This is a genomic window from Humidesulfovibrio sp., assembly GCF_030689645.1.
In the GTDB taxonomy this organism is placed as follows: Bacteria; Desulfobacterota; Desulfovibrionia; order Desulfovibrionales; family Desulfovibrionaceae; genus Humidesulfovibrio.
This window is the reverse complement of sequence record NZ_JAUYFU010000100.1, coordinates 54261-72862: the sequence shown is the minus strand read 5'-3', so window position 1 is coordinate 72862 and position 18602 is coordinate 54261. Positions and strand designations below refer to the sequence as shown.

General features: G+C 65.0%; 13 protein-coding genes, 1 tRNA gene and 1 other RNA gene. 3 read left to right on the top strand and 12 right to left on the bottom strand.

The window, feature by feature from the left end; all coding sequences use genetic code 11:
- Nucleotides 1-55 precede the first annotated feature (55 nt).
- The 12 genes from Q8O35_RS13615 to Q8O35_RS13560 all read right to left on the bottom strand — a co-directional run bounded on the left by Q8O35_RS13615 (nt 56) and on the right by Q8O35_RS13560 (nt 14331).
- Nucleotides 56-2953 (bottom strand): [protein-PII] uridylyltransferase, encoded by a 2898-nt coding sequence (locus Q8O35_RS13615; protein WP_305574245.1) that lies wholly within the window; start codon nt 2951-2953, stop codon nt 56-58.
- A gap of 21 nt (nt 2954-2974) precedes the next feature.
- Nucleotides 2975-3313 (bottom strand): P-II family nitrogen regulator, encoded by a 339-nt coding sequence (locus Q8O35_RS13610; protein ID WP_305574243.1) that lies wholly within the window; start codon nt 3311-3313, stop codon nt 2975-2977.
- Between the two features lie 24 nt (nt 3314-3337).
- A complete protein-coding gene (locus Q8O35_RS13605) occupies nt 3338-4543 on the bottom strand; it encodes an ammonium transporter (protein ID WP_305574241.1) in 1206 nt (401 codons plus the stop codon).
- A gap of 491 nt (nt 4544-5034) precedes the next feature.
- Nucleotides 5035-6282, bottom strand: coding sequence for a 2-C-methyl-D-erythritol 4-phosphate cytidylyltransferase (gene ispD / locus Q8O35_RS13600; protein WP_305574239.1), 1248 nt, complete (start codon nt 6280-6282; stop codon nt 5035-5037).
- 231 nt (nt 6283-6513) lie between these two features.
- An RNA gene (gene rnpB / locus Q8O35_RS13595) (RNase P RNA component class A) lies at nt 6514-6880 on the bottom strand.
- Between the two features lie 17 nt (nt 6881-6897).
- Nucleotides 6898-7626 (bottom strand): zinc ribbon domain-containing protein, encoded by a 729-nt coding sequence (locus Q8O35_RS13590; protein WP_305574237.1) that lies wholly within the window; start codon nt 7624-7626, stop codon nt 6898-6900.
- An 81-nt stretch (nt 7627-7707) separates the two neighbouring features.
- Nucleotides 7708-8745, bottom strand: coding sequence for a Nif3-like dinuclear metal center hexameric protein (locus tag Q8O35_RS13585; RefSeq protein WP_305574235.1), 1038 nt, complete (start codon nt 8743-8745; stop codon nt 7708-7710).
- Between the two features lie 196 nt (nt 8746-8941).
- Nucleotides 8942-9017 (bottom strand) — tRNA-Ile (locus tag Q8O35_RS13580).
- Nucleotides 9018-9121: 104 nt separating this feature from the next.
- Nucleotides 9122-9622, bottom strand: a complete 501-nt coding sequence (gene rfaE2, locus Q8O35_RS13575) for a D-glycero-beta-D-manno-heptose 1-phosphate adenylyltransferase (protein WP_305574233.1) — start codon at nt 9620-9622, stop codon at nt 9122-9124.
- A gap of 4 nt (nt 9623-9626) precedes the next feature.
- Nucleotides 9627-10412 (bottom strand): YkgJ family cysteine cluster protein, encoded by a 786-nt coding sequence (locus tag Q8O35_RS13570; RefSeq protein ID WP_305574231.1) that lies wholly within the window; start codon nt 10410-10412, stop codon nt 9627-9629.
- Nucleotides 10409-12154: a glycosyltransferase gene (locus Q8O35_RS13565; protein ID WP_305574229.1), complete on the bottom strand. Its 1746-nt coding sequence runs from the start codon at nt 12152-12154 to the stop codon at nt 10409-10411. Before Q8O35_RS13565 ends, Q8O35_RS13570 begins: the two co-directional genes overlap by 4 nt.
- On the bottom strand, nt 12139-14331 hold the full coding sequence (locus Q8O35_RS13560) for a glycosyltransferase (RefSeq protein ID WP_305574227.1): 2193 nt from the start codon (nt 14329-14331) through the stop codon (nt 12139-12141). The genes Q8O35_RS13565 and Q8O35_RS13560 overlap by 16 nt, the downstream gene beginning before the upstream one ends.
- Nucleotides 14332-14514: 183 nt before the next feature.
- On the opposite strand from Q8O35_RS13560, the gene Q8O35_RS13555 reads away from it, so the two are divergent.
- The 3 genes from Q8O35_RS13555 to Q8O35_RS13545 all read left to right on the top strand — a co-directional run bounded on the left by Q8O35_RS13555 (nt 14515) and on the right by Q8O35_RS13545 (nt 18497).
- Nucleotides 14515-16116 (top strand): sigma-54 dependent transcriptional regulator, encoded by a 1602-nt coding sequence (locus tag Q8O35_RS13555; RefSeq protein ID WP_305574225.1) that lies wholly within the window; start codon nt 14515-14517, stop codon nt 16114-16116.
- 317 nt (nt 16117-16433) lie between these two features.
- Complete coding sequence (cysS, locus tag Q8O35_RS13550) at nt 16434-17891, top strand: cysteine--tRNA ligase (protein ID WP_305574223.1); 1458 nt, start codon at nt 16434-16436, stop codon at nt 17889-17891.
- A 24-nt stretch (nt 17892-17915) separates the two neighbouring features.
- A complete protein-coding gene (locus Q8O35_RS13545; protein ID WP_305574221.1) occupies nt 17916-18497 on the top strand; it encodes a manganese efflux pump MntP family protein in 582 nt (193 codons plus the stop codon).
- Nucleotides 18498-18602 lie beyond the last annotated feature (105 nt).

Here is an 18602-nt window from a genome sequence, read left to right as displayed (position 1 = left end):
CCGCAAAGCAAGGCAACGGGTCATAAACCCAAGCAGCGGAACGGTCTGACGCAAATCAATGGGCAGCCGCAAGCAGGGCCTTGCGGAGTTCCTCGGCCCGGGCCGGGTCGCTCAATTTAAGCCCCTCGCCAGTGCGCACGTAGAACACGTCGTGAATGCGCCCGGCGCTGGTCGCTATGCGCGCAAGATGAATGCGCATGTCATAAGAGCAGATGGTGAGCGCCAGATCATGCAGCAATCCAAGACGATCCGGCGCGGCCACCTCGATAAGAGTGAAGAAGTCGCTCTGCTCGTTGTCGATGCGCACCTTGCAGCGGCTCTTTGGCGCGCGCGATTGCAATGCCAGGGGTGATGAGCGCTTCTGCTCCAGACGGTACTCCAGGGACAACTTGCCCGTAAGGGCATACCCCACTGCGCGCTTCACCCGGCCCCAGAGATCGTCCAGATACAGGCCCTCGGCGGGCTCCTGCACCACGAACACATCCACGGCCAGACAAGCGCCCGGACCAGCCGAACCAGGAGCCCAGGTGAGCACCTCTGCGGAAAGGATGTTCAAATCGTGCAGGGCCAGCACCCCCGCCATGACCGCGAAGAGCCCCGGCTGATCCAGGGCAGCGATGCTGACCTGAAAGGCCCTGCCCTTTACCCCCACGGCCTCGATCTCTGTGACGCCGACTCCGGCCTTGCCTGTCGGCTTGCGCACCAGATCTTCGTCCAGGCTCTTCTGAAAACGCTGGGCCAGACGCATGTGCCGCACCACTGTGGGCGCATCGAGCACCAGCAGGGCGCGGGCGGGCATTCGCTCCAGGCAGCGCTCCACAAAGGCCGGATCCAGCGACGGCTCCTGCCCGCGCGTCTGGGCAAAGGACTGCGCCGCCAGAGCTTGCGCATCCTCGCGCACCTTCCTGCTACGGTCCACGGCATGGGGCTCGGCCAGCGGCCCGTTTATGAGGATCTTCCGGGCCTTGCGCGTCAACTCCTCGAAGAGCGACGCCGTCCACGGGCTCCAGGCGCGCGGACCGGTGGACTGGCTGTCGGCCACAGCCAACAAGTGCAGCATGTCCAGCCGCTCAACGCTGCCGCAAATCTCAGCCACGCCGACGGCCACGGATTCGTCGGCCAGATCTCGGCGGGTGGCGATCTTGGGGATGAGCAGGTGCTGCTGGACCAAAAAAGCCACATCGGCCTGGGTGGGCAAATCCGCGCCCAGTCGGCGCAGCAGGCTGGTGGCCAGGCGCGCGCCGCTGCCGGAATGGTCGCGGTCGGGCTTGGCCAGGTCATGGCAGAACCCGGCCAGCAGCAGCCGGTCGAAATGGGGCAATTCCGCCGCCCGGTTTTGCAACTCCGGCGAAAGATCACCCGAGCCCTCCCCCGGGGACACCAGCCGCATGACGGCCAGGGCGCGCACGACCTCAAGGGTATGCTTGCCCACGGGGTGGATGTGAAAGTCGTCGAACTGCACCAGGTGCTCCACCGGGCCGAACTCCGGCACCAGGGCCGCCATGAGCCCCGTATCGAGCATGGATTGCAGGGCCGTGGCCACAGCGGGCGCCATGTCTGAGGGCTGCGCCTCCTGTTCCTCGCCCGGTGCAGGGGCGAGCGCGAAAAAACGTTTCAGGGCCTTGGCCAATCCGCCTGGCCCCGGCTTTCCTGGCGCAGCCTGGGGCGGACTGCTCTCCGTCGGCTGGCCCGAGGCCCGGAATATTTCGATGAGCGCAGGCAGGATGCCAGGGAGGCTGGCAAAGGCTTCCCGCCGTGAGGAATCGGCCAGAGCGGCGCGCGTAATTCGCAAGGCAGACCAGCTCAAGGGCCGGGCCAGCCGAGCAGCAGACACATAAAGCTCCAGCAGCAGCGCCGGGTTGCCCAGCGCGGCCCCAGGATCGCGCAAACCCATGCCTGTGGGGCTGCAAAAAATGTCCGGGGATGTGGAGACCGGTTGAGGACAGGCCCCGGCGCGCGGCGGGAAGGCTTCCATCCAGCAAGCCTGGCGCATGGACCGGATGCGCGTCATGGACTGGTGCAGCCGCGAGAGGAAGGCCTCCACCGCAAGGCCCGTAGCCAGGGCCGCCTGCCCAGGCGTCTGCACCTCTCCGGGCTGGGCCGGGTCTGCCCCGGTGAAACCGAGGGCACGGGCCACCTGGGGCTGGAGGTCAAAACTCAGGCGGTCAGTCTTGCGTTTGGCCGCCAGATGCAGAGCTGTGCGCGCCGCCAGCACAAAGGCATAGTCTTCATGCAGCAGGGCCAGATCGTCCGGGGTGAAGGGCGCGCCAGGTCCGTCCTTGAGCGAGGGCTCCACGCGCAGCAGCCAGTGGATCTGGTGCACGTCGCGCAGCCCGCCCAGGCCATTCTTGAGCTCCGGCTCCAGCAGACCGCTGGAGTCGCCGTACTCGGCGCGGCGGGCGGCGTTGTGCACCAGCACCCACTGGCCAAAGGTCCCGGCATATCCGGAAAGCACCCGGCGGGAAAACTCCGCGTCAAGCCGGGCCAACAGCTCCCGGCTTCCGTCGATCCTGCGCGTGTCCAGCAGAGAGGTAAGCACCTGGGTGTCTTCCTGTGCCAGGCGCAGGCAGTCGGCGCAGGCGCGCACCCCGTGCCCGAGATCAAGGCCCAAGTCCCACAGCGGGTGGAACAGCCCCCGCGAAAGTTCGTCGGCGTTTTTCGGAATGCTGGCGTCGTAGAGCACCAGCACGTCAACGTCCGAGGCAGGGCAAAGTTCGCTGCGGCCATAGCCTCCAACGGCAACCAGGGCGAAGGGCTCGAAGAACAGCTCCGGGGACTGGGCCCGCAACTCGTCGAGCCGTTCGCGGAAATAGGCGTCCATGAGGGCCGAACTGGCCGGAGGATACGCCCTGAGATCCCCCGCGCGGGCAGCCTCGGCCAAATCGAGACGGCCCTGCCGCAGCCTTTGGGCGGCTGGCGGCAGGGCCGGAGCGTTCAGTGTCGTGTCGTCCACGGGAAAGGACGCTGGCGCGTGCTAGACGGCTGCGTCGCCGGTTTCGCCGGTGCGGATGCGCACGACTTCCTCCACCGGGATGACGAAGATCTTGCCGTCTCCCACCTGCCCGGTGCGGGCGGCCTTGGTGGCGGCGGCGACCACATCGGCCACGCGGCTGTCCTCGACCACGACCTCGATCTTGACCTTGACCACGAAGTCCACCTGATACTCTGCGCCGCGATAAACTTCCTTGTGCCCGCCCTGACGGCCAAAGCCCTTCACTTCGCTTACGGTCATGCCCTTGATGCCGATCTCGGACAGGGCTGCCTTGATGTCATCCAGCTTGAAGGTGCGGGTGATTATTTCTACTTTTTTCATGACGCGTACTCCTTGGCAGGCGGGCTACGCCTGGTAGCCGGTCTCGTTGTGCTGGGACAGGTCCATTCCGCGGTCTTCTTCCTCCGCGCTGGCGCGCAGGCCAACTGTGGCGTCCACCAGTTTGAAGAGGATGAGGCTTGCGGTGAAACAGAAGGCCCAGGTGGCGGCCACGGATGCCAACTGTATCCAAAGCTGCGAAGGATTGCCATAGAAAAGCCCTGTGGCCTTGTTGATGCTGGCGAAAAGACCAGTGGCGATGGCACCCCAGGTGCCGCCCACGCCATGCACTCCAATCACGTCGAGGGAGTCGTCGTAGCCGAGCTTGCTCTTCAGGATCACGCCGAGGAAGCAAAACACGCCGCCGCCCAGGCCGATGAGGATGGCAGGCATGACGGTGACGAAACCCGCTGCCGGAGTAATTGCCACCAATCCGGCCACGGCGCCGGAGGCCGCGCCCAGTGTTGTCGCCTTGCCGGAGTGCAGCCTCTCCATCAGAATCCAGCCCAGAGCCCCGGCGGCTGCGGCCATGTGCGTGGTCACAAAAGCATTGACAGCAAAGCCGTCCGCCGCCAAGGCGGAGCCGGCGTTGAAACCGAACCAGCCGAACCAGAGGATGCCCGCGCCCAGCACGGTCATGGGCAGGTTGTGCGGCATGAAAGCCTGGCTGCCATAGCCCTTACGCTTTCCAAGAACCACCGTGGCGGCCAGGGCCGCAGCTGCGGAGCTCATGTGCACCACAGCTCCGCCCGCGAAGTCAAGCGCCCCCATCTCAGCCATCCAGCCCTTGCCCCATACCCAATGGGCCATGGGCGCATAGACCAGAAGAATCCAGAGAGCGGAGAACAGCAGGAACCCGCCGAAGCGCATGCGCTCCGCAAAGGCGCCGGAGATGAGCGCAGGCGTGATGACCGCGAACATGCACTGGAAGATCATGAACGCCATGTGAGGGATATTCTCAACTGGTCCGCCCGTGGCATCCAGGCCAACTCCGTTCAGGAACAGGAAGTCCAGCCCGCCGATGACACCGCCGATGTCCTTGCCAAAGGCCAGAGTATAGCCAGCCACAGCCCAAAGCACTGAGACCAGCCCCAGCAGGATGAAGCTCTGCATGATGGTCGCAAGCACGTTTTTGCTGCGCACCATGCCGCCGTAGAAGAGAGCCAGACCCGGTGTCATGAACATGACCAGGGCTGAGCAGATGAGGACGAATGCAGTATCTGCCGCGTTCATTGAGGGAACCTCCCGTGCGTTGTCATCATGTAATCACCCCGTCAGTGGCTTATCCACTTGCCTAGGGCAACGCCTTTACAATTTGCGTAAACGAGCCAAAACATCCAGAGCACAACCGCCAAACACGAAAACAACAACTTGCTGGAACTATAGTCACGCCACAATCGAAACCAAACAAGCAGCAAAAGGATTAAAACACATACTTGTAATTTTACTACACCTGCCACCCGACAGACCGGGATAAAGCAAGAGGCGGGCCAAGTTCACCACACAACCACAAGTGACTGATTTACAAGCATAATAAAAAAACACCGGCAAAGAAATTCGTTCCCCCGCGTGTCCGAACTGGTAAAACAAACTTCATGTGATACAAAAACGTCAATTGTGGCCAGCGCGACGCGGGCAACAAAAAACCGGGCCGAGAGATTCCCCCCGACCCGGCCATGCCGCCGACAACCAACTTAATTTAAAGACAATGTAGCCCGGTGACCTCAGCCGGGCAGAGCAGTCACAACAGCCACAGCTTTGAGCCCGCGCTTCTCACCTGTGAAGCCAAGCCCCTCTTCGGTGGTGGCCTTGACGTTTACTGCACTTGCCGGAAGTTCCAGCAACTGCGCGACCTGAGCGGTGATGCGCGCCATGTGGGGCGCGAGTTTCGGCGTCTGCGCCACCACGGTGAGGTCCGCATGCGCGGGCCGAAAGCCCGCTAACCGGACACGCCTCAGGGCCTCGGTCACAAAAATGGCACTCGGCATGTTTTCGAAGGCCGCATCCGTGTCCGGAAACAATTGGCCAATGTCTCCCGCGCAGGCGATGCCGAGCAACGCGTCCGTCAAAGCGTGCAGCAGCACGTCGCCATCGGAATGGGCCAAAACCTGGGGAGCCCCGGCAATGGACACGCCGCCCAGCATCATGGGCCGGGCCTTGGCCAACACTTTGGGGTCGCCCTCGCCCTGAGCCAGATAGCGGTGCACGTCATAGCCCCAACCGGTTCGAGGGGCTGCGATGGCATTGGGCCGCAACAACTCCAGGTCCGCCGGGTTGGTGATCTTCACGTTGCCCTCCTCGCCCTGCACCATGACAACCTTATGCCCGGCGCGCTCCATGAGTGCCGCGTCGTCCGTTGCCTCCCAGCCCTCGGCTTCGGCCCGCGCATGGGCAGCCAAAAGAGGCGCGAGACGGAAACCCTGAGGGGTCTGCACGGCGCGCAAGTCCGCTCGCATCGGCGTTTCTACAATTATGTCATCCCCGTCTACGCGTTTGATGGTGTCCGTCACCGCAAGGCCGGGAATAGCCGCCGGCTGCTGATCCGACAGAGCACCCAACACCCGGCGGGCCAAGGCGGCAGAGGCGAAGGGTCGCGCCGCATCGTGCACAAGCACGCTGCCCACCGGCTCCGGCAAGGCCGCGAGGCCCAGACGCACAGAGTCCTGTCGCCGCACCCCGCCCGTGCATGTGCGCCAGGGCAGCCCCAACGGGTCGCGATTATAGAGATCAGCCACAACCTGGGTCATGCGCTCCTGGTCCTCGGCTGGAAAAACGAAAATCAGGCCCTGCACCTGCTGGATGCGGGCAAAGGCGCAGGCGCTCCGCCAGAACAGCGGTGCGCCGTCAAGATCGAGGTACTGCTTGCGTTGCGGCCCGTATGATCCCGCCAGGGCCGGGGCCAGGCGCGTGCCGCTGCCTGCGGCGAGGATAATGGCCCAGGCGTGGTCGTTGTGCGGATGCGTTGCGCTCATGTCTGACGCAGCCCCTATATGGTTATGGTGCGGTGCGAGGGGATGATGAATCGAGGGGGCCAGCCCCCCCGGACTCCCCCGCAAGGGGGACGCGCCCCCTTGCCCCCTTTATCGGGCCGATGCGGGGCGGCGTTTTTGCGCCAGCCCGTAACGGGATCCAAGGGCGTATGCCCTTGGCGGTGGAGGGGTCTGGGGGGAGGCGGAGCCTGCCCCCCAGGTTCGTCTTCAAAGTGCCGGAGTCGGACTGTAAGCCGGGTTTTGTCACCGCCCGAGGGCGGGAGACCGTCATTCCTCTAGGATGGCCGTTACCGACCACCTCAAGCAACCTACCCGGAGGCAATAGCCGGGCCAGCCTGCCTCCCTATTTGGTCTTGCTCCAGACGGGGTATGCCTAGCCAGGCGCGTCGCCGCGCCTGCTGGTGGTCTCTTAAACCACCGTTTCACCCTTACCCGAAGACCCTAAGGCCTTCTGGCGGTCTGCTTTCTGTTGCGCTTTCCGGGGATCGCTCCCCCTGGGAGTTACCCAGCGTCCTGCCCATTGGAGCCCGGACTTTCCTCCCCGTTCCTTGCGGAACGCGGCGACGGTCCGTCCAACTCCGGCGTGATTCTCTGCTGCTAATCCAAAATGTGGGGCGAGTGCTCGACCCAGTAAACAATGCGCTGGCAATTGGGGCAGCCCAGGATCTGCTTGCCCTTCTGCAGCTCATTGAAGGCCTGGGGCGGGATCTTGATGTGGCAGCCGCCGCAGATGCCTTCGGAAACCGGCACGATGACCGGGTGCTCGATGCGCGAACGAATGAACTCGTAGCGGCCCAGAATCGGGGGCGGCACGACCTTGCCAGCCTTGGTGCGGCGCTTGATCAGAGCGTCCAGGCGGCCCTGGGCCTTGCCAATGCGCTCATCCAGGGTGGCCTTCTTGGCGTCGTAGCCTTCCATGAATCCCTCGATCTCGGTGACCACCTCGGCCATGGCGCTATCCTGACGCTCCAGCTCTTCCATCACCGCGATGCGCTCTTCTTCGCGCAAGCGGTTCAGCTTCTCCATGGAGTCCATCTCGCGCATCATGGCGTGATATTCCTTGGAATTGCCCACAGCCATGAGCTTGTTCTTGCTCTTCTTGATCTTGTGGCCGTCGTCCTCAATCTCGCCCTCGAGCCGTTTCTGCTGGCCCTTCAGGATGTCGAGACGCTCCTGCACCTGGGCCTGACGCTCGCGCAGCACGGCCACCTTGGCCTCAAGGCCGGTCAGCTCCAGAGGAGCCTCGCGGACCTCGCCCTCCAGGATCTTGATCTCGTCATCCACGGTCTGAAGGACCACCAACTGCTCGATCTGCTTCTGATACATCAGCACCTCGCTTTATGCGGCGCAGGCCTCTGCCCGCGCCGGAAACATATTGATTCGCCCCAAAGCCTCCGGGCCGCAGGCTTACGCCAGCACCCGAAAACTGAAGGGGCTTCTTCCCGCAAAAAAACGCACCTCGACCTCGCGGCCAAGGTCCGACTGCAACTCCGTGGCGAAGAGACGCATCATCTCTTCTTCTAGGATGAAATGCCCCACATCCAGCACCAGGCCAGGGGTTTCCATGGCTGCGTGGTGCTTCACGTCCCCGCAGATGAACACATCGGCCCCGGCGGCAAAGGCCGCGGGGATGAGGGACGCGCCAGAGCCGGTGGTGTAGGCCACGCGGCGGATGGTCTCCGGCTTGGGCCCGCATTCGGCCCAGGCAACGCCGGCCTTGCCGCCCGCAAAGGGCTTCTGCGCGCTGAACAACGCCCGCTCAAGCCTTTCGGCAAAGGCCTCAAAAGCCAGGGGCTCAGGCAGATCGCCCACCTGGCCAAAGCCGACGCTGACCACAGGGGTCTCCAGGCGGCGCACATAGTATTCAATGGGCTTGTTGGCGAAGATGCCTTTGAGCTCCTCAAAGACCTCGGGCCAAGCGTGTTCCTCGGCCACCACGCGGACCTCTCCGGCAGCGCTCTGCGAAAGGGCGTGCACGCCTGGGGCTTCCACCAGAGGCCGGGCCTCGCCTTCGGTGAAGCGCGACGGAGCCTGAAAGAACACCTCCCGCGCCGGGAAACTCTGACAGGGCTCAAGGCTTGCGCAGCCCTTGAGGCCAAGCTCGCGCCCCAGCCAGAAGGCCGGGCCGTCCGGGCGGCAGTCGAGGCTGGTGTGTGCGGCGTAGAGCCACGCCCCGGCGGAGACGAACAGGCGCAGAACATCAAGATACTGGCCGGAAGCGGTTGGCGCTTGAGGCTTGAAGTAAAGGGGATGGTGGGTGAGAACCAGGTCCGCACCCCAGCCGAGGCAGTCACCCATAAGCGCCGGGGAGGGATCCAGGGCCACAGCCAGCTTTTTGACCGCCTCCCGCGCTCCGCGGATCTGCACGCGCGAATTGTCCCAATCGGCGGCGTATGCCTCCGGGGCCAGTGCGCGGATGCGGGAAAGAGCCTTATCAGCGTTCATGTCACCCCCCCAAAACGCGTAGATGCTCCCGTAGGGTTTCCCCCTGGGAGCATCTGCGTTCGCCTGCACAAGTCCGGGCGGTAAGTTTGGCGGCCTTCGCTTCGGCGCGTCTGGTCAATGTACGTCCTTGGTGTCGGGCTTTGGGCCTGTTGTCATTGTCCAGCCGGATTGTTCTCTGGCTCGCGGCCAGTGTGTCTGGTGGGCCAACCAGGGCTCGAACCTGGGACCATCCGGTTATGAGCCGGGGGCTCTACCAACTGAGCTATTGGCCCGAATCCGTCCGAGCAGAATTGCATAGCCCTGTGGCTGCGCAATGTCAAGACAGGTTTTATAGCCTCCCCCCTGGCCCGTTGCCGGGGATGCGCGCCACAGACCTTTACGAGCCCTGGCGCGTCAATTTTTCGATGAGTCCCGTGGTAGAATAGCCGGGCAGAAGGGGCAGGCTCACAACCTGTCCGCCGTCCTGCTCCACCACCTCGCGCCCCACAATGCGCGCAACGTCCCAGTCGCCGCCCTTAACCAGCACCTGAGGCCGCACCGCCTGGATGAGCTCAAGGGGCGTGTCCTCCTCGAACAGCACGACAAAGTCCACGCTGGAAAGCCCGGCGAGCACGAAAGCGCGCTCGTCTTCGCTGTTCACCGGCCTGGGCGGCCCGGCAAGCTCACCCTTGATGCGCCGCACCGAGGCGTCGGAATTGAGGCCCAGGATGAGGCCGTCGCCCAGGGCGCGAGCGCGGGCCAGCAAGTCCACATGGCCGGGGTGCAGAATGTCATAACAGCCATTGGTGAACACGAGCCGGAAGCCGGGCGGAAACGCCGCCTTTTTGGCCAGAAACTCCGGCAGAGTCAGAACTTTCGGGTGGCCGAGACTGCTCATGCGCCTACGCCTTGGGTTGCAGGTGGTCCGTGTGGCCCATGATGGAAAGCTCCAGCCAGTCGAAACCGAAGTCGAGGCAGGCTTCCTCGTCGTGCAGCACGTCCTCGCGCCGGGCCTCGGTCATTTCCAGGCGGTCCATGAGGTGCGACCCCACCAGGAAGCGCTGGAAGTCATCCGGCTGATACAAGGCCAAGCCGCTCATGCCCGCCTGGCGGGCATCCATATGCCTGCCCGTTTCCTGCTCGAACTGCCTCAGATCGGCGGCCAGGGTCATGAAGCGGTCATTGGCCGCGTTGTAGGCGCCGAGCCCCTGGTCGGTCATCCAGGTGGCGGTGTTCCACTGGGACGCTTGCTCGAAGCCCTTGCAGTGCGCCTCGCGCAGGACAAACAGCTGCTCCAGCACGCCTTCCGGGCCGGGGCGCGTGGCGCGGCCCAGGGGATAGGTGCGGCAGGCCGAGGGTCGATTCTCATACACCGAGCAAGCGTTGTTGCGGGAAAAAGGGCAGCGTTTGTCCAATGTGTCCTGCATGTGCAGATGCAGCAGGGGCAGGCCCACGCCGGGAACGGCGGTCATGTCCGCGTATTCGTGCACAAAGTCCCGCGAGGTCTGGCCCGTGCTGCGGCGCAGGCGCAGGGCGTCGTAAGGGGTGAGCATGAGGTTGAGCGCGGAGCAGCAGGCCCCGAAACAGGGCACGCCGGAATGGCATGCGAACTGAAAACCCTGGCCCGGCGCCAATTCCTCGTGCTCGTCCAGAAATTGCTGGCTCTTGTCGTTGTCCGGCTGAGTCATGAAGGGTCTCCGGCCCGGTCCAGGAGCGCGAAAGCCCCGGCCACGGCCTCGCCAAGCCGCAGGGCCTGGGCTGCGATGAATCCCGCGATCTCTTCGCGAGTGTGCATTGTCTGCATTTTATAGCGGTTTCCAAAGGCGTTGGATGAAGCGTCCCCTTCCTGCGCGGCCAAGCCAGAACGCTTGCGGTGGCGCACGCGCAGATGCCCCTGGCACACGGCCACCCGGCCAGCGGCCAACATGCGCAGGTCGCGCTCAAAGTCGTCGTACTGCGAGGGGCCAAGGGCCAACGAGAACGGGCCGACGGCGTCGAATGCCGCGCGGCGGAACAGGTGGCAACAGCCCGTGACGGAGCCGCACGCGCCCACGAAATCAAACAGGCCCCAGTCCGGCCCTTGCAGGTGCGCGTCGGCCAGACGGAACGGATTGGGCGCGAGGCTCTGAAAATCGAGGTCCGGGCGGTCTTCCGGGGCATCCGGCGGAACAACAAGGTGCCCGGCCACATTCTGCAGCAGGTGCGGAGCCTGATGGTCCGCCACCCGGCAGCCCACCACGCCCGTGTCCGGGTGCGCCTCCAGGGCCGCGCCCAGGCGGTGCAGCCAGTCGGGCGGCAGATCCACGTCGTCGTCCAGGTACACCAGGATCTCCGCAGCCTTGGCTTCGGGCGTTGCGGCCAGCCAGTTGCGCGCCGCCGGAGCGCCGATGTTCACCGGCAGGTCCATGCGCAGCAGGCTCTCGCCCGCGCGTCCCTGCCAGGCGTCCAGCACCTGCGCGGTTTCGTCGCTGCTGCCGTTGTCCAGCACCATGACCCGCGCCCGGCCACCGCCCTTGGTGGACAGATCAGAGGCGAAGAGGCTTGCCAGGGTGGCGTCCAGATCCGCCGACTTGTTCCAGGAATAAAGCATGATGAGCGCCGGTCCAGGCGGGGGGGTGAGCCGGTGGCGCAAGCCGTTTTGGGCATCTGCCGCAACTTGGGCCAAACCAGCCTGCCAGGGCGCAGCCGCGAGGCAGTCACGCAAGAGCGGCAGGGCGGCGGTGTCTTCCCCCGCGCTCAAGAGGGCCAGCCCGGCGCGCGCGGCGGCAAAGGCCGGGCCGTAGACATCTTGCAGCAGGGGCAGTTCAATGGTGAGTTCATGAAGGCAGGCATTCAGGTCGCCCCTCAAAAATGCCGCCTGGGCCCGCAGCATGCGGGAGGCCGGGACAAAACCGGGAGTGCCCGAAAGCCCCTCCAAGGCCGTGGCCTCCAGGAATTCCGCAAGCTCGCCTGCGCCGCTGTAAAGTGCCAGGGCCAGGGCCTTTTCACGCCAGAACAGCCCTGCCGGGTCTTTCTGCACCTGCCCGGCCAGGAAGTCGGCCAGCTTCCGCGTGTCGCGCCGCTGGGCCAGTCGCTCGAAATATGCCAGCCCGCCCTCCTTGCCCTCTGGGGCGCGCCAGTGGGTGGCCACGGCTGAAAGGCTTGTCCGGGCCGCGTTGCACAGGGGCAGGTCCGCGGCGGACAGGATCTCTGCGGCCAGGGGACCGGAGAGGGGATTCTCGCCAAAGGCCCAGAGGAGGATGTCCGCAGCCAGAACTTGCAGCCGGGACTTTTCCGCCGGGTCATCCGCCGTGCGGGCCAGGCGCAAGCACTCCGCGCCCGCAAGCGCCAGGTGCCGCCAGCCCGTGGAGGCCAGGGCCAGGCGCTGGCGCAGGGACTCGGGCAGGGCGAGCCAGGCGTTGGCCAGCGAGGCGTTCAGGTCTGCTGGCATGGCGCGGCCTCATCCAACGGGTTCAACGGTTGAAGTGATTCCTCCAACGCCACCTGCCTGGCCAGGGCCTCGATGGGCAGGGGCTCAAACAAGGCCTCGCCGAAATAGGAGCGCAGAAGTGTCAGGGTCTTGGCCGCATTCCCCAGGTGCCGCGCCACCAGCCGCCGGTTGATGCGGCCCATGCGCAGGCGCAAGCAAGGATCACCGGCCAGCCGGGCCACTGCGTCGGCCAGGCCGGACACGTCCTCGGACGGGCGCAGAAAGCCGTTGACTCCGTCGTGCACCAGCTCCGGCATGCCGCCCACGCTGGTGCAGACCACGGGCAGGCAGCAGGCGAAGGCCTCCAGCAGCACGTTGGGCAGACTCTCCTGACGCGAGGGCAGCACCAGCACGTCGGCCTGCGTGAGCTCGCGCAGCACGGCGTCGTGGGCCAGATGGCCGAGGAGGTTCAGCCGGGTCTTGAGCTGCGGCGTCAGGAACTGTTCAAAGGAACGCATGTCGCGCACGCCTGCGGCCACGAACTCCAGGTCGCGCACGCCGCTTAAGGCCAGCTCCGCCGCCATGCGCAGAAACACGTCAAATCCCTTGGCCGGGCCTTCGTTGCCCACGTAGAGCACGCGGCAGCCGCGCTTTTTCTGGGGCAGGCGCTCCGGGGGCAGAGCCCCGTTCTCTGGCAAAAAAGAGTTGTAAACGAGGCGCAGACGGTTCTGCGGCACCTGATACTTGCGCAGCACCTCGGCGCAGACCAGGGAGTTCACGGTGACACCCTTGGCCGCGAGAGCATAAAGCGCGAAGATGGTGTTGGGCGGAAAGATGACGCCCCGGTTGATGAACAGGCTGAAGCGACCGCCCTTCAGCTTGGCGATGGCCGCACTCTTGTAGGCCCGGGCGTGGAAGGTGTGCACCACGTCGGCCTCCACCCGCTTGGCCAGCTCGGCGACGAAGGAGGCCGCGCGCACGTACTGGCGGAACCCGCCGAACTCCACCACCTCCACCGGATTCTCGCCCAGGGTGAGGGGAGCGAGGGCCGTGCGGATCTCCGAGCCGGGCGGAATCACTGCGGTGACGCGCAGGCCGCATTCACGCATGCCCAGGATGTTGTTCACCATCTGGCGGCTGCCGCCGGAGAGCTTGTCCGAGTCGGTCATATACAAAATGCTGGCGATTTCCGGCCGCTTGCGCAGGAACTTGAAGAAGAACCGGGCGCTCAAGCCGCCGGAGTACATGCGCAGGCGGCTTTGCACCCAGGCCCCGTCCTTGGTCTTGCCCACCCCGATGCGGTGGATGCGCATGGGATTCGTGCCCGAAACATTGGCGCTGCGCTCCAGGGTAAAGGCAGCCCGGAAGCCCACCTCCTGGGCGCAGGACTCGGAAAGCCCGTCGTACTGGCCCCAGGGCCAGCAGAAATACTGCTCGTCGCCGCAGCCGTTAATGCCCCGGATGCGGTCAAAACAACGCTTGAAGTCCGCCAAACAGTGAGCGCGGCGCTCTGCATCGGTGCGGCGGCGATAGTACACCCCGCCCCCGGCCTCGGCGCTGCCCGGCGTGGGCCAGTAGCCGTTGTACACATAGCCGCTGCCGACCTCGAAGAGCGGAAGAGCCGCAGCCTCCGGCCCGTGGCGCAGCTCTGCGGGATAAATGCCCGTGGCGCTCCAGTGGGCATGGGATGCGCCGAAATTTGCCGTCTTGATGAGGCTGCGGAAGGCTCCCTGGTGACGGGCGCTGTGGCCGTGGACCTCAAAGCCGAAGTCCTGAACCATGGCGCGCAGTTCGGCCTCGTTCATGAACTGGGAACGGTCGTCGGCATCGAGCACGCGGCGGAAGGACTCGGGCGCGGAGAGAAGCTCCGGGCCGCCCTGCTCCGGGGCCAGCTGTGGGCGCTTCGGGCCGTCTCCGATGAAGTCGGTGACGCAGAAAAACGCTGCGGTCATGCCGTACTTGGCCAACAGCGGAGCGGCGATCGTCCAGTTGCTCAGGTGGCAGTCGTCGAAGGTGAGCACGCAGGTCTTGGGTGGCAACGCGGCCACGCCCGAAAGCCCGGCGACCAGCTCACGGGCGGAAATGGTGCGAAAGCCCGCGCCCTGGATAGCCGCGAGGTGCTCCTCAAAACGCCGGGGCGAGTGGCCGTCGACGTCGCTGATATTGTGGTAGCAAAGGACCGGGATGCTTGTTGGCACGTGTTTCTCCTGCCCTAGCCTGCTACCAGATGCCGCGCCGACACGCAAACATGAGGCGTACGCCGTCCTTCGCCCTTCCTGGCTCCAAGCCCGCGCAGCCTTGCTCAGCAACGATTTCCGCCACGCAATCCCTCAAAATGCGTCTATTGATAATCTCTGCGGATGGGGCTACAAGTTCAACATATGTCAGAGCGGACGATATTATTCATCGCCGAGCCGCAATCCGTCAGCGGCATCTTCCCCGCCCTGCGTGAAGCCGGGGTGCAGGCTGGCGTGGCCGACGGCCTGAACTCCGCCATGACCTTCCTCAAGCGCTCGCAGCCTGCGCTGATTTTTTCCCGGCCCAGCATGCCCGGCTACGACGCCCTGGCCCTGCTGTCCCGCTTGGCTGAACTGGGCGAGACCGGCGACCCCAAGCCTCCGGTGATCATTTTCTCGCGCACGGGCAGCGCCGAGGAAGCCCAGAAATATCTCGAGCTCGGCGCACGCGACTACTGGCTGGAGCCCCTGGCCTGGGAGAAAATCCACCTGGTGCTGCCCCCAGCCGATGACACCCCCTGCTTCGACGACACGCCCCGGCCCGTCTCTCCGCGCCTGGCCTCCAATTCCGCCGGCTCCACCGGTTCCGCCGCCACCCGGCTGGCGTCCAACGCTTCGGGCCACGGCACGCGACTCATGTCCAACGCCGCCGCCAGCGCCGTGTCCAAGACCGCCAGCGCCCCGCAGGACCCGCCCGCCGGGCGCTTCCAGATCATTGGCCGCCACCCGGCGGTGCAGCGCGTGCTGGCCCTGGCCCGTCAGGTGGCCCGCAGCAAGGCCACAGTGCTCATCTCCGGCCCTTCCGGCACCGGCAAGGAGATGTTCGCCCGGTTCATCCACCACAATTCCGACCGCGCCCGCGAACCCTTTGTGGCCATCAACTGCGCCGCCCTGCCCGAACACCTGCTGGAATCCGAACTTTTCGGCCATGAAAAAGGCGCGTTCACCGGAGCCATCAACCGCAAGCTGGGCAAGTTCGAGCTGGCCCAGGGCGGCACCATCCTGCTCGATGAGATCACCGAAATGGACCTGGCCCTCCAGGCCAAGCTTCTGCGCGTGCTCCAGGAAGGCGAAATTGATCGCGTCGGCGGCGTGGAGACCATCTCCGTGGACGTGCGCGTGCTGGCCACCACCAACCGCGACATCGAGCAGACCGTGCGAGAGGGCAAGTTCCGCCAGGACCTTTTCTACCGCCTGAACGTCATTCCACTGCGCCTGCCCGCCCTTTCGGAACGCGGCGGCGACGTGCTCATCCTGGCAGAATATTTCGCCGCCAAATATGCCACGGCCTATGGCATGGGCCCGCAGGTCTTCGCCGATGAAGCGCGCTCTTGGCTGGCGTCCTACGACTGGCCCGGCAACGTGCGCGAGTTGCAGAACCTGATGGAACGCGCCGTGCTGCTGGCCCAGGGCAACCCCATCCAGCAGCGCCACTTCCTGCTCGATGGCGACACTTGGGGCATAGACCTGCCCGAGGGAGAAGCCCCGCTCACGACCTCCGACGCGCCGGCCTCCCCCCACTGCGCCCCGGCCAGCCCGGAAGCCCTGAGCCAGCCCGCTCCGCCAGCCACGCTGAAGGAAGCCGTGTCCGTCATGCCGCTGCACGAAATGGAGAAGCAACTCATCCTCAAAAGCCTGGACGAGACCAGCGGCAATCGCACCCTGGCCGCGCAGCTCCTCGGCATCTCGGTGCGCACCCTGCGCAACAAGCTGAACGAGTACCGCGAACAGGGGATGGAAGTTTAGGAATTTCTCTGGGGCGCCGCCCCAGACCCCGTTGGGGGGAATAATTCCCCCCAACCCCCTTGTGCCAGCGGCTCTTTCCGGGCGGAAGCCGTCCGGAAAGAGCCGCTGGGGCGCGTGGGGCTTGCGGATTCCGCCAAGCTGGACTATCCGCGCCGGGATCATAACGTGTCGCACCGTCCGCGGCGGTTGGCGGGCCGCCTTGCGCCGCCAACCGCCGCGTAATGGGATCCCAAAGGGCACATGCCCTTTGGCGGTGTCCAGGGGCAGAGCCCCTGGCCTTGCTCCCGCAACATACAATCGCACCGTTTGGAGTTTCAATGCGCCTGTACAACACCCTGGGCCGGACCAAGCAGGAATTCACACCGCAGCACGGCAACGCCGTATCCATGTATGTCTGCGGCATCACGGCCTATGACTACTGCCACATCGGCCACGCGCGCAGCGCGGTGGTTTTCGACGTGCTTGTGCGCTACCTGCGCTTCAAGGGCTATGACGTTACCTTCGTGCGCAACTTCACGGACGTGGACGACAAGATCATCAAACGCGCCAATGAAGTGGGCGTGCCATCCCAGGAGATCGCCGAAAAATTCATCGGCGAATTCTACGTGGACATGGACGCGCTCAGCGTTCTGCGCGCCGACGTGGAGCCCAAGTGCACAGAGCACATCGACGAGATGATCACCCTCACCCAGGGTCTCATCGAAAGCGGCCACGCCTACGCCACGCCAAGCGGCGACGTGTACTTCAAGGTGCGCAGCTTCCCAGACTACGGCAAGCTCTCTGGCCGCAACATTGAGGACCTGGTGAGCGGCGCGCGAGTTGATCCCGGCGAGGAAAAGCTGGATCCCCTCGACTTCGCCCTATGGAAGGCAGCCAAGCCCGGCGAGCCCTCCTGGGAAAGTCCGTGGGGCCTGGGCCGTCCGGGCTGGCACCTGGAATGCAGCGCCATGAGCGAGAAGTACATGCCCCTGCCGCTGGACATCCACGGCGGCGGCCAGGACTTGTCGTTCCCGCACCACGAAAATGAGATCGCCCAGAGCGAAGCGGCCACGGGCAAGGAATTCGCCAAGTTCTGGGTGCACAACGGCTTCGTGCAGATCAACTCCGAGAAGATGTCCAAGTCCCTCGGCAACTTCTTCACCATCCGCGACATTCTGGCCAAGTTCCTGCCCGAGACCCTGCGTTACTTCCTGCTGACCATGCACTATCGCAGCCCCCTGGACTTCTCCTTTGACAGCCTCGAAGAGGCCGAAAAGGGCGTGCGCCGCATCTACACGGCCCTGGCCCAGGTGGACGCCGCCCTGGCCGGGACCAAGTGGTCCAAGACGCCATTGCCCCAGGATATTCTGGACGAACAGGCCGGGTACGAGCAGGGCTTCGTGGACGCCTTTGAGGACGACCTGAATTCTGCCGCAGCCCTGGGACATTTGTTCGGCATGGTGCGCCTGGCCGGGCGTATTCTGGACGACAAAGGCTATCGCAAGGCCGAGGCCGGACGCGACCTCCTTGTGCGCATCCGCGCCGAGGTGGCCAAGTGGTCCACGGTGCTGGGCGTGTTCGGCCTGGAGCCGGAGACGTTTCTGGCCTCCCTCAAGACCTGCCGGGCCGGACGCGCAGGCATTGAACCCGCCAAGGTGGATGCGCTTTTGGCCGATCGCCTGGAAGCGCGCAAGAACAAAGACTTCGCCCGTTCCGACGCCATCCGCGACGAGCTGGCCGCCATGCAGGTTGAGGTCAAGGACACCCCGCAGGGCCAGGCCTGGGACGTGCTGTAAACAGCGCCCCCACAAAGGAACGACATGTCTTCCGCAGCACTCTTCGCCATCGCCGTGGCCCTGGCCATGGACGCCTTTGCCGTGGCCCTGGCAACGGGCATTTGCCTTCGCCAGGCGCGCGCGGCCCAAGTCTTCCGCATGGCTGCGGCCTTCGGGCTGTTCCAGGCGCTCATGCCCATCGCGGGCTGGCTGCTCGGGTTCTCGGTGCGCGAGCACATCGAAGCCTACGACCACTGGGCGGCCTTCGCCCTCTTGGCCCTGGTGGGCGGAAAGATGATCTGGGAGGGGCTGCGCGGCGCGGAGGACGACCCCAACTGCGCGCCCAAGGATCCTACCAGGGGCATGCAGCTGCTTGTTCTGGCCGTGGCCACCAGCATCGACGCCATGGCCGTTGGGCTGTCCTTCGCCATGCTGGGCGAAGCCATCTTGCTGCCCGCGCTGGTCATCGGCCTCGTTTGCTTCGCTCTCACGGCCCTGGGAGTCAAGATCGGCTGCATGGCCGGGCATGTTTCCGCCGTGAGCCGCTATGCGGAGCTGCTGGGCGGGGCCACGCTCATCGCCATCGGCCTCAAAATCCTTGCGGACCACCAAGTGCTGGCGCTCTAACTCCGCCCGTTTACGTCCCTCGGGGACAAGAAAGCGCCGGGTCCAAGCGCTTCTGCTCAAACCCGGCACTTTTCATTGCAAGAGGGGGCTGGGGGGAATCCCCCG

What these genes read in the sequence shown, in the direction of transcription:
- rfaE2 (WP_305574233.1), bottom strand. Translation starts at nt 9,622, where the DNA reads ATGAGCAGTCTCGGCCACCCGAAAGTTCTGACTCTGCCGGAGTTTCTG.
- ispD (WP_305574239.1), bottom strand. Translation starts at nt 6,282, where the DNA reads ATGAGCGCAACGCATCCGCACAACGACCACGCCTGGGCCATTATCCTC.
- Q8O35_RS13545 (WP_305574221.1), top strand. Translation starts at nt 17,916, where the DNA reads ATGTCTTCCGCAGCACTCTTCGCCATCGCCGTGGCCCTGGCCATGGAC.
- Q8O35_RS13610 (WP_305574243.1), bottom strand. Translation starts at nt 3,313, where the DNA reads ATGAAAAAAGTAGAAATAATCACCCGCACCTTCAAGCTGGATGACATC.
- Q8O35_RS13590 (WP_305574237.1), bottom strand. Translation starts at nt 7,626, where the DNA reads ATGTATCAGAAGCAGATCGAGCAGTTGGTGGTCCTTCAGACCGTGGAT.
- Q8O35_RS13565 (WP_305574229.1), bottom strand. Translation starts at nt 12,154, where the DNA reads ATGCCAGCAGACCTGAACGCCTCGCTGGCCAACGCCTGGCTCGCCCTG.
- Q8O35_RS13585 (WP_305574235.1), bottom strand. Translation starts at nt 8,745, where the DNA reads ATGAACGCTGATAAGGCTCTTTCCCGCATCCGCGCACTGGCCCCGGAG.
- Q8O35_RS13555 (WP_305574225.1), top strand. Translation starts at nt 14,515, where the DNA reads ATGTCAGAGCGGACGATATTATTCATCGCCGAGCCGCAATCCGTCAGC.
- Q8O35_RS13570 (WP_305574231.1), bottom strand. Translation starts at nt 10,412, where the DNA reads ATGACTCAGCCGGACAACGACAAGAGCCAGCAATTTCTGGACGAGCAC.
- cysS (WP_305574223.1), top strand. Translation starts at nt 16,434, where the DNA reads ATGCGCCTGTACAACACCCTGGGCCGGACCAAGCAGGAATTCACACCG.
- Q8O35_RS13605 (WP_305574241.1), bottom strand. Translation starts at nt 4,543, where the DNA reads ATGAACGCGGCAGATACTGCATTCGTCCTCATCTGCTCAGCCCTGGTC.